Source organism: Flavihumibacter sp. CACIAM 22H1 (genome assembly GCF_001601815.1).
GTDB lineage: Bacteria > Bacteroidota > Bacteroidia > Chitinophagales > Chitinophagaceae > Flavihumibacter.
Genome location: NZ_LUKG01000070.1, coordinates 6756 through 16955, shown reverse-complemented (window position 1 = coordinate 16955; position 10200 = coordinate 6756). Strand labels below are relative to the sequence as shown.

Genomic DNA, 10200 nt, shown 5'->3' with positions numbered 1-10200 from the left:
TAGATGGTACGGTACTGGTGCAGGTGAACCAGGACAGGGAAGAAAATTATCGGTTTACTGAAGCCGCCCGCCACGATCCGTTTATTAAGGGTGTTGTTGGCTGGGTAGACCTGGTGGCCGAAGATTTAGCAGAGCAGTTACAGGAGCTGAAAAATTTGCCTCAGCTTAAAGGCTTCCGGCATATTGCGCAGGCCGAGCCGCCGGATTACCTGGCCAGGAAAGAGATAATAAAGGGAATCAAAGAGTTGGGTAAACAGGGGTTTACCTACGATATACTGGTGAAGCCAGACCAGTTGGAAGCGGCTATTGAATTAGTAAAAGCCTGCCCCGATCAGCCCTTTGTACTGGATCATATCGCAAAGCCCTATATAAAGGCAGGTAAAATAGAAGGCTGGCAAAAGCATATGCAGGAAATGGGCAAATTGCACAACCTGTCCTGTAAAGTTTCCGGTATTATAACGGAGGCCGACTGGAAGCATTGGACAGCGGAACAGATAGCTCCTTACCTGGAAATAACCTGGGAAGCATTTGGCGCCAAACGACTGTTATTTGGCAGCGACTGGCCGGTATGCCTGGTAGCGGGTTCCTATAAACAAGTGGTTGAGCTGGCAGGCGGATTTGTACAAGCGCTTAGCAGCGATGAGCAGGCTGATTTCTGGGGCGGGAATGCGGTTCGCTTTTATCGTCTATAAAAAAATCGTACCTTCTTCTTCTGCAAAAGAAGGGGTATGAAAAAGAAAAATACGAATTGCCTGCAATATGCCATCTGGATTGATTTGCAAAAAGCAGTGATTGCCTGTAAGGATGATGCGGGGAAATTAAGTACGGAAACCTTTCGGTCGGAGATTGATACAAGGGTTCGGTTTGATGGAGAGGGCTCCAATAAAAACCGCTTATTTGGTGCAACCCTGAACCAGGAAAAACATGCGCAGAATAAATTACAGCAGCAACGTAAAAACTATTTAAAGGAAGTAGTAGGCAAGTTGGCGAAAGCGGAATCGGTTATCATACTGGGACCGGCGGATACCAAATACGAGTTGCACAAGGAAATGGAAAAAAAGAAAGCCTTATCCCAGATACCGGTGCAGGTAAAATCGGCCGATAAAATGAAAATCCATGAGTTAAAAGCAGTTTTAAATCCCGATCCCCCACCCCGCTCCGCCGGCAGAATACCAAGAACTAAATGAATCTTTAGAAGCAGGTGAAATCCGGACCTGTTCATTCGGCAATAACTGGTAGCCATAATCGTAACAAAGGAAAACCGGTTCGGGTTTATTCAAGCCCAACACTTCGGTATGATACTGAAACTGGAAACCCCTGTACGTTAGTACTTCTTTCGGTAAAACAGCATTATGGGCAGCGAGTTGGTATAGATCCGCCAGTATATTCCTGTTTTTTTTGAGGGCGAAATTGATGGTTTTAACCAGTTGAAAGGCTGCCTGCCCCAATTGATTATGAAAGGAATTTCTACAATTTATATCACAGAATTTTTTGTCGGATCTGCCGCGTAATACCTCGTTGCACCAGCGGCAGTATCGGGTTGTTTCCGGTACCTGCATTGCGTAAATTTTTTCCAAAATACCCGCTTTGCTTTTTGTACGCAACCGTTTAATAACGGTATTCTTTTGTTTTAAGCACTTATACTTCGTTTTAGGTTTTCTTTTCCCATCAATTTTACAAGCGGCTGTTTTACCAAGGCAGTACAGAATCATTCACCAGGCGGTCGGCAACCGCTGCAAAAAACGAGTTATGAGTGAAAGGAACAATCGGGTATTTCTGATTGGTCATCTGGGGGCTGATCCGGAAATCAAAGAAACGACTACAGGAAAAAAACTGGTTCATTTGAAGTTGGCAACCAACGATCATTACCTGAATGGACAGGGAGAACGGGTTACGGAAACGCAATGGCATAACCTGGTATTCTGGGCAGGCTTAGCGGAACGGGCCGGGGCAGAATTGGAGAAAGGGGCAGAAGTATCAGTGGAAGGAAAAATTTCTTACCGCAAGTATATTGATAAGGATACAATACAACGCGCTGTAACGGAGATTACGGTTCTGGAGTTTACGCTGATCCGCCAGGCCAGAAAAACATAAGATCTAATCTGTAGCTTTACAGCGATGATAATGCACGATAGCAGGAACCGGCCATTGGAGCTGGCATTGCGATTTATTTTACACACACATCGCTCTGTATTTTTAACAGGTAGAGCGGGCACGGGTAAAACAAGTTTTTTAAAAACCATACAGGAGCAATGCGGCAAAAAGATGGCAGTAGTAGCACCAACCGGCGTAGCGGCTATTAATGCAGGTGGGGTTACCATGCATACTTTTTTTCAGCTTCCGCTGGGTGCTTATATGCCGGCGGGGCCGATTCCGGATGCCGGCGACCAGCTGTTTAACAACAGGGCTAGTATGCTCCGCAATCTTCGTTTTTCACAGCCCAAGCGCGATTTGTTGCAGGAGCTGGAATTACTGGTAATTGATGAAGTGAGCATGGTACGAGCGGATCTGCTGGATGCGGTAGACGCAGTACTGCGGTATGTACGTAAACAACCGCAGGCAGCGTTTGGAGGCGTGCAGGTACTATTTATTGGAGATCTATGGCAATTACCACCGGTAGTTTCGGAAAAGGAATGGAGTTTTTTAAAAGAACAGTATGCCAGCCCGTTTTTCTTTGATGCCCTGGTGATGAAGGAAGCGGTTCCTTTTGTGATTGAATTAAAGAAAATTTACCGGCAAACAGACCCGGTGTTTATAGAATTGCTGAATAAGGTCCGTACCAATCAGTTGGATCAGATCAGCTGGCATACTCTGCATGCGCAGTTTCAGCCAAATTTTCAACCCGCTCAGGAAGAGCGGTATATAACGCTGAGTACACATAATAGTCGCGCTGATGCTATTAACCAACAGGAATTGAATCGCCTTCCTGGTGCCCTGTTCCGCTACGAGGCCAGCATAGAAGGCGATTTTGGAGAAAAAGCCTATCCTGCAGAGGAGTTACTGGAGTTACGGGTGGGCGCACAGATTATGTTTATCAAAAATGACAAAGGAGAGTTCCGGCGTTATTACAATGGCAAGATCGGGGTAATCGAAGCATTGGAAGAAGAGCAGATCCAGGTAGGATTTCCCGGTGAAGACCTGCCTTTATTGCTGGAAAAAGAGACCTGGAAAAATATTCGGTATAAACTGGATAAGGCCAAGGATAAAATTGAAGAGGAAGAGCTGGGAACTTTTTCCCAGTACCCTATCCGGTTGGCATGGGCTATAACCATCCATAAAAGCCAGGGACTAACGTTTGAAAAAGCGGTGGTAGATGCAGGGGCAGCATTTGCACCCGGGCAGGTTTATGTGGCGCTAAGCCGTTTAACAGGTTTGGAAGGGCTGGTATTAAAAACCAGGATTCCCCTGGCTGCTATCCAGACGGATCCCAGGATACTTGCATTCACGGGGTCTGAATTGCCTGAAACGGTATTGGAACAGGCCCTGGAAACAGCGCAAAACGAATATATCCGGGCCTATTTTATCCAATGTTTCCATGTAGACGGATTAGATACCCTGGCGGCCGATTGGTTCCAGGAAATAGAGAAGAAAACCAGTGTATCAAAAGGGGCAATGCTGGAAGCTTATCGCTTGTTCCAGGAAAAGGTACAGCAAGTACAGCAGGTTGCCCGGAAAACAGAGAATCATTTCCGCGCTCAGTTTATGGAGCCTCAGCAGAACCCTGCGGCGTATCTGTTACAGCGAAGCAGCGATGCCATTCAGTATTTTGATAAGTTATTCCTTGAATTAACCGAGCTGGTGGAAGCGCATGCAGAGGCCATGAAAAAAGAACCAAGGCTAATCAGGTACCAGCGAGAACTAAACCAGTTAATACAAGCGATCCAGGTTCGACAGAAAAAAATGCAGCAGGCCCTGCCGATTGCCCGCAAAATGAAAGAGGAATGCCCGGCTCCTGAAATCAGTGAGCTGATCCAGGCACTGGGCAAAAATAGGCTGGAAGAGCCCTTACCAAACGCACCAGCCATTCCGAAAAAACCAGTTGCGGCCAACAGTGCCAAAGAACCTAAAAAAGAACCCGGAGCCTCCCAGAAAGAATCGGTTGATTTATTTAAGCAGGGGTATAGTATCCAGGAAATTGCAAGCGAGCGAAACCTGGCCGCATCCACGATTGAAGGGCATTTACTAAAAGGAATACAATTGGGGCAGTTGGATGCCGGCTTATTGGTAACCGAAGAAGTACGGGCAGAGGTGCTGGCTGCCGTCGAAAAATTAGGCGCTCCTTTACTGGGGCCCTTGAAAGAATACCTCGGCGAAGCCATCAGTTATACCCAGATAAAAGCCGCCCTGCTTGCTTCGGAAGGGAAGCCGAACCTTTCTGCCAATTCCTCCTAAAAGATTGATAATCCATTTTTTACGGGGTTTTCAGCGGAAATTTGCGAAGAAAAGTTGTCGAAAAGGATCAGAAAGATCAGTTTAATCGTATATTTGCGATATACAAAATAAAAACCTGCGGTCATGGCAATCAACAAAAAAGACGCTTTTTCACGGGATGAACAAATCCTTGCCGAATGGGCAAAAGCCCTTGCCCACCCCGCCAGAATTGCCATCCTGAAAGAACTGGCCAAAAGAAATGAATGCATCTGCGGAGACCTGGTAGAAGTATTGCCCCTGGCACAAAGCACCGTATCCCAACACCTGAAAGAACTCAAAGAAGCCGGGTTGATTGCAGGAACCATCGACGGACCAAAGAGCTGCTACTGCATCAATTGGCAGGCTTTTACCAACGCCACCGAAGCCTTTAAAACCTTTTTTGGCGACTTGCAACAGCAACAGGCCGGTAAACCCTGTTGCCGGTAAAACGCTTTGAATAACCTTCTTTTCTAATCATAAAAACTCAAATAATGCAAAACGATCAGGAATTAAAAGCACTGGTTCGGGAAAAATACAGCGTTATTGCCGAACAATCTACCGCACAAAATGCCAGCTCCTGCTGCGGCGCAACAGCCTCCTGTTGCGGTACCGATGTATATTCCATTATGTCGGACGATTATACCCAACAACAGGGTTATATGGAAGAAGCAGATCTTGGTTTAGGTTGCGGACTACCTACCGCCTTTGCGCAGATCAAAGAAGGCAATACCGTTATAGACCTTGGAAGCGGTGCGGGGAATGATTGCTTCGTAGCCCGCTCCATTGTAGGAGAAAAAGGAAAAGTAATTGGAATTGATTTTACGGAAAAAATGATAGAAAAAGCCCGCGCCAACGCAGAAAAAATGGGCTTCAATAATGTAGAATTCAGGCAGGGAGATATTGAACAAATGCCGGTTACCTCCAATGTAGCCGATGTTATTGTAAGCAATTGCGTACTGAATCTTGTTCCTAATAAACCCGCCGTGTTTAAGGAAATTTTTCGGGTACTAAAACCAGGCGCTCATTTTTCCATTTCCGATATTGTATTGGAAGGAGAAATTCCGGAGCACTGGAAAAAAATAGCTGAGCTCTATGCCGGCTGTGTAAGTGGTGCCATTCAGCAAGCTGAGTACCTGGGACTCATATCCGCTACCGGGTTTAAAAACATACAGGTTCAAAAAGAAAAACTGATTACACTTCCAGACGAAATTTTACGCAACTACCTATCAGAAGCCGAAATAACCGATTATAAAACCGGCCGGGTAGCCATTAAAAGTATTACCGTTTATGCAGAAAAACCAGCCGCTTGTTGTGAACCCGGCGCTGGCTGTTGTTAATTGGAAGCAAGATGAAATCAACCGCTATGATTCGAAAAGCAGCACCTGCGGATGTATCGTTGGTAGTGGAACTGCTTCGTTCAGAAGATCTGCCAACAGAAGACCTGCGACCCGATTTGGAAAATTTCTGGATAGCGGTGGACGCGGGGCAAGCGGTTGGACTGATCGGACTGGATCTTTATCCTCCCTTTGGATTACTTCGCTCAATGCTGGTAATAAAGACGCAACGAAACAAAGGCCTGGCTTCCCGGCTTGTAGAAATGCTGGAAACAAGAGCCCGGGAACTGGAGCTGACCACGCTGTTTCTTATTACCAATACGGCCGAGAACTATTTCCGCAAAAAAGGATTTACACCCATCCCCCGTTCAGCAGTGCCGGATGCGGTAGCAATGTCTGGAGAAATGAATGGGCTTTGCCCGGCCAGTTCTGTGATTATGCGAAAACCAATTACCCAACAATAGAACCATGGAAAAAAAGAAACTGCTTTTTGTATGTGTGGAAAATGCCAACCGAAGCCAGATGAGCCAGGCTTTTGCGAATATACTGGGCGGCAACCAGGTAGAAGCCTATAGTGCGGGCAGTAAACCAAGCGGCCTTGTTAATCCCAAAGCAATTGCTGCCATGAAAGAGCTGGGATACGACCTGGCTAAACATGCGTCCAAATCGCTTACCGAGGTTGAACAATTTGGGCCTTTTGATGTAGTGGTAACAATGGGTTGCGGAGATGCCTGCCCCTGGATGCCTGCCAAAGAATTTGTAGACTGGCAGATCCCTGATCCCAAATATATGGAACCGGCCCAGTTCAATGAAGTGCGGGATTATATCCGCGATCAGGTGAAAGCCCTGCTAACGAAGCTTGCCATAGCTTAAATGAAAACAAAAAATGATGAATCAATTGAATGATGTCTTAATTGAAAATGCTGTTAGTTATGCAGTGTACAGGAAAACGCTTGATGAGTTGATTGCCCAAGGGAAAACAACCGGTCCTAACCAGGACGAATGGCTGGTTGATTATGCCCGCTTAAATATTCAGCGGATGAACCGGTGGGATAAAACATGGCAGGTTCCGGAAAAACTGGAACAGGAGCTGTTAAAAATTGAACAGCCCATGATCTGGCTCACCATTACGGAAGGCTGGTGCGGCGATGCGGCCCAGGTAGTTCCCATTATTGAGAAACTGGCAGCCGTTAACCCCATGATTCAGCATAAACTGATTTTACGGGACGAAAATCCGGAAATCATCGATCAGTTCCTCACGAACGGAACCCGGTCTATTCCAAAAATTATTGTGCTTGATGGAGAAGCGCTGACGGTCATAGGAACATGGGGACCAAGGCCCAGTAGTGCGCAGGCCTTACTGGATTCTTTAAAAACAAACCAGGAATTACCCAAGGAAGAACTCTACAACCAATTGCATGCCTGGTATGCCAAGAACAAAGGTGTTGAAACTGCGGAAGAGTTTATGCAGGTGCTTCGGGAACTGAACTGATTAAGAGGCCAGCACATATACCAGCCAACTGGTGCAATAAGCCAGCGCTGTCATGTAAGCCAGCTGTATCATCGGCCATTTCCAGGAGCGGGTTTCGCGCTTTACTATTGCCAGGGTGCTCATACATTGCATGGCCAGCAGGTAAAATACCATGAGGGATAATCCGGTGGCTAAACTGTAAACAGGACTGCCATCGGATTTTTTTTCAAGCTGCATTTTTTCCCGGAGCAGCAGGCCGCTTTCATCATCCGATTCTCCTACACTGTACAGCGTTGCCATAGTACCCACAAATACTTCGCGGGCGGCAAAGGAAGTGATAAGGGCAATTCCTATTTTCCAATCATATCCCAATGGCTCAATAACCGGTTCTATGGTTTTTCCCAGTATTCCAGCATAAGAATTTGCTAAGCGGGCAGAGGCTTCCGCTTTTTCCAGTTCTTCTGCAGCCTCGGGTTGGGCCGATTTAAGCGCGGCATATTCCGTTTCAATTTTTTCCATACGGTCGCCCGGACCATAACTGCTCAATGCCCAAAGCAATAGGCTGATGACCATGATTACTTTACCGGCATCCACCACAAAAATCTGTGCTTTCTGCAGCATAGTGGTGCCAATATTTTTCCAGCGGGGTGCACGGTACATCGGCAATTCCAGTATAAAAAAACTCTTGTCCTTATTTTTTATAAACCATTTGGCGATCCAGGAAATAGCCATGGCCATAAATATACCCAACAGGTAGAGCCCCATCATTACCAACCCCTGCAGGCTTACCAGTCCGCCAATCATTTTCTGTGGAATAACCAATGCTATCAGGATCGTATAAACGGGTAAACGCGCGCTGCAACTCATCAGCGGAGTTACCAGGATGGTCAGGAGGCGCTCCTTCGTATTTTCAATATTACGGGCGCTCATGATAGCCGGAACGGCGCAGGCAAATGCACTGATCATTGGCATTACGGATTTTCCGTTCAACCCTACTTTTCGCATGAGCTTATCCGTTAAAAAGCTGATGCGGGCCATATAACCGGAATCTTCCAGTATAGTGATCAGTCCAAACAGGATCATAATCTGGGGCACAAAAATTACGATACCCCCCAGTCCGGCTACAAAACCATTAATAAGCAGGTCGCTCCACCAGGCGGCGGGCAGTATATCGGCCAGCCAGGCGCCGAGGGCGCCAAAACCCGATTCAATAGCGTCCATGGGATATTGTGCAATCAGGAATACACTTTGAAAAAGCAGGTAAAGTACCGCCAGCAGTATCAGGTAGCCCCATACCCGGTGCAGCAGGATAGCATCCAGCTTATCGGTAAGGATACTTTTGTGCAGCGGATCGGGTTCCGCCACGGTTTGTCCCATTATGGTTTTAATGCGGGCATACCGCTGCAAAATTTCTTCCGCCTGGGTTTTGGTGGGGTTAAAGCCGGCTGCTTTTTCGGTTGTTTCGATCTGGTGCTGCAAACTGGCGGGCAGGTCAAAGTTTTCATGGTTGATCAGGTAATGAATGGCTTTATAATCGCTCAGCGCTGGTTGCAGCTGCTTCATAGCGGTTACCGCATCTGTTGCCAGTTCCTGATTCGGAATAAAGTCAAAAGCAGGCGCTTTATACTGGCCCCGGGCAGTTGCCGTCATAATTTTTTTCAATTGCGGAATGCCCTTTGATTTGCGGGGATTAACGGCTACTACCGGAACACCCAGTTCCCGTTCTAATCCCTCCAGGTCAATTTCGATACCCTTGCTGCGGGCAAGGTCCATCATGGTCAGGGCTACAATTACCGGGATTTTCAGGTCTATGATCTGGGAAACAAACAGGAGGTTACGTTTCAGGTTACTGGCATCGGCTAAGAGCACCAGCATATCGAGCTGAACGTCTTTATCCTGGCCCATCAATACCTGGTATGTAACCCATTCGTCGCCACGTTTCGGATAAAGGCTGTAGGTTCCGGGAAGATCAATGAGAGAGGCTTTTAATTGTTCTCCCAGGTCGCAGCTACCGGTTTTTTTATCAACGGTTACCCCTGGAAAATTTCCCACCTTTTGATTCAACCCGGTTAATGCATTAAAAAGTGAACTTTTTCCGCTATTGGGGTTGCCTACTAATCCTATTTGAATCATGCCGTTCAGATCTGTTAAGTGTGCAAAAATACCATTCCGGGCAGCAATCTGCTTACGAATTCGGGAAGACTCTCAGATATTTGCTTTATGAATCTGCTCCAGTGTACGTTGTTGCTAACCAGCAACTTTAATGAAGATCCGCTTTTTCAGTATAGTTTCCGCGGAACGGAGGCGCAGCGGCAAAGGGGGATGGAAGCGTATTTTAATGCAGCCCTGGATCTTTGTTTGGCCGAAGGAGAAATTATACTGGCTCCGGGCAATGCGGGCGTATTGGCGTGGATACCTGGCCAGGCTTTTCCTCCGCAGGTTGATGCTTTTAAGATGACGGGCCAGCCGGCCTATGTATTGGAAGCGTGGGACCGTTTTCATTTGCATGAACAAACACCCGAACACCTGATCCAGGCCAGGGCAAGGAATTTTGCTTATATCTGGTTGCTGGCGGTTGATTTCAGCGTACGAGGAAGGGGTTATGGAAAATGGTTGCTCGACAGCTGCGCTGAACAGGCCCGGGAAGCGGGGCTGGAAGCAATCTGGCTGAGCACAGAAAATGAAAAAAGCCTGGGATTTTATGAAAAATCAGGGTTTCAGCAGGCGGTTTCCGCGGTTTCTGCTGCCGGTTTAACAACTTATATCCTTACTAAACCCCTGCTTTAACTACCAGCCTGCCATCGACATAGAGGGGTAATACGTTGGCTCCGTCCGGTTCAAGACAGTAGCGGATATCTTTTTCGAGGCCATACCCGCTCAGCCGGTGGTAATGAGAGGCATTTTTCGTTTTCATGAATTCGTATAAATCGGGCCGGGCTTCTTCGTAAAGAGAAGCAGCCATCTGGGAAGAGTCGCAATTGATAT

12 protein-coding genes are annotated in these 10200 nt (G+C 47.0%); 10 read left to right on the top strand and 2 right to left on the bottom strand.

Annotation, left to right across the window (positions count from 1 at the left end; all coding sequences use genetic code 11):
* The 9 genes from A1D16_RS16580 to A1D16_RS16540 all read left to right on the top strand — a co-directional run.
* Positions 1–692: amidohydrolase family protein (locus A1D16_RS16580; RefSeq protein WP_290711536.1), on the top strand; the 692-nt coding region annotated here is incomplete at its 5' end.
* A 36-nt stretch (positions 693–728) separates the two neighbouring features.
* Positions 729–1187, top strand: coding sequence for a hypothetical protein (locus A1D16_RS16575; RefSeq protein WP_290711534.1), 459 nt, complete (start codon positions 729–731; stop codon positions 1185–1187).
* 562 nt (positions 1188–1749) lie between these two features.
* A complete protein-coding gene (gene ssb / locus A1D16_RS16570) occupies positions 1750–2094 on the top strand; it encodes a single-stranded DNA-binding protein (RefSeq protein WP_290711532.1) in 345 nt (114 codons plus the stop codon).
* Between the two features lie 24 nt (positions 2095–2118).
* Complete coding sequence (locus A1D16_RS16565; RefSeq protein WP_290711530.1) at positions 2119–4392, top strand: helix-turn-helix domain-containing protein; 2274 nt, start codon at positions 2119–2121, stop codon at positions 4390–4392.
* A 123-nt stretch (positions 4393–4515) separates the two neighbouring features.
* Positions 4516–4857: a metalloregulator ArsR/SmtB family transcription factor gene (locus A1D16_RS16560; RefSeq protein ID WP_290711528.1), complete on the top strand. Its 342-nt coding sequence runs from the start codon at positions 4516–4518 to the stop codon at positions 4855–4857.
* A gap of 44 nt (positions 4858–4901) precedes the next feature.
* Positions 4902–5747 carry an arsenite methyltransferase gene (locus A1D16_RS16555; RefSeq protein WP_290711526.1) on the top strand — a complete coding sequence of 282 codons (846 nt, stop codon included), beginning with the start codon at positions 4902–4904 and terminating at the stop codon, positions 5745–5747.
* A 26-nt stretch (positions 5748–5773) separates the two neighbouring features.
* Positions 5774–6208, top strand: coding sequence for an arsenic resistance N-acetyltransferase ArsN2 (gene arsN2, locus A1D16_RS16550; RefSeq protein ID WP_290711524.1), 435 nt, complete (start codon positions 5774–5776; stop codon positions 6206–6208).
* 4 nt (positions 6209–6212) lie between these two features.
* Complete coding sequence (locus tag A1D16_RS16545; RefSeq protein ID WP_290711522.1) at positions 6213–6617, top strand: arsenate reductase ArsC; 405 nt, start codon at positions 6213–6215, stop codon at positions 6615–6617.
* A 13-nt stretch (positions 6618–6630) separates the two neighbouring features.
* Positions 6631–7236: a thioredoxin family protein gene (locus A1D16_RS16540; RefSeq protein ID WP_290711520.1), complete on the top strand. Its 606-nt coding sequence runs from the start codon at positions 6631–6633 to the stop codon at positions 7234–7236.
* Here the strand turns inward: A1D16_RS16540 and feoB are convergent, their stop codons facing one another.
* Positions 7237–9348: a ferrous iron transport protein B gene (gene feoB / locus A1D16_RS16535; protein ID WP_290711518.1), complete on the bottom strand. Its 2112-nt coding sequence runs from the start codon at positions 9346–9348 to the stop codon at positions 7237–7239. It abuts the gene before it with no gap.
* An 87-nt stretch (positions 9349–9435) separates the two neighbouring features.
* On the opposite strand from feoB, the gene A1D16_RS16530 reads away from it, so the two are divergent.
* Entirely contained in the window at positions 9436–10002 is a 567-nt protein-coding gene (locus tag A1D16_RS16530; RefSeq protein ID WP_290711516.1) for a GNAT family N-acetyltransferase, read from the top strand.
* Here A1D16_RS16530 and A1D16_RS16525 read toward each other — a convergent pair.
* A partial coding sequence (locus A1D16_RS16525; RefSeq protein ID WP_290711514.1) for a 2-phosphosulfolactate phosphatase occupies positions 9986–10200 on the bottom strand: 215 nt, incomplete at its 5' end. The genes A1D16_RS16530 and A1D16_RS16525 overlap by 17 nt on opposite strands.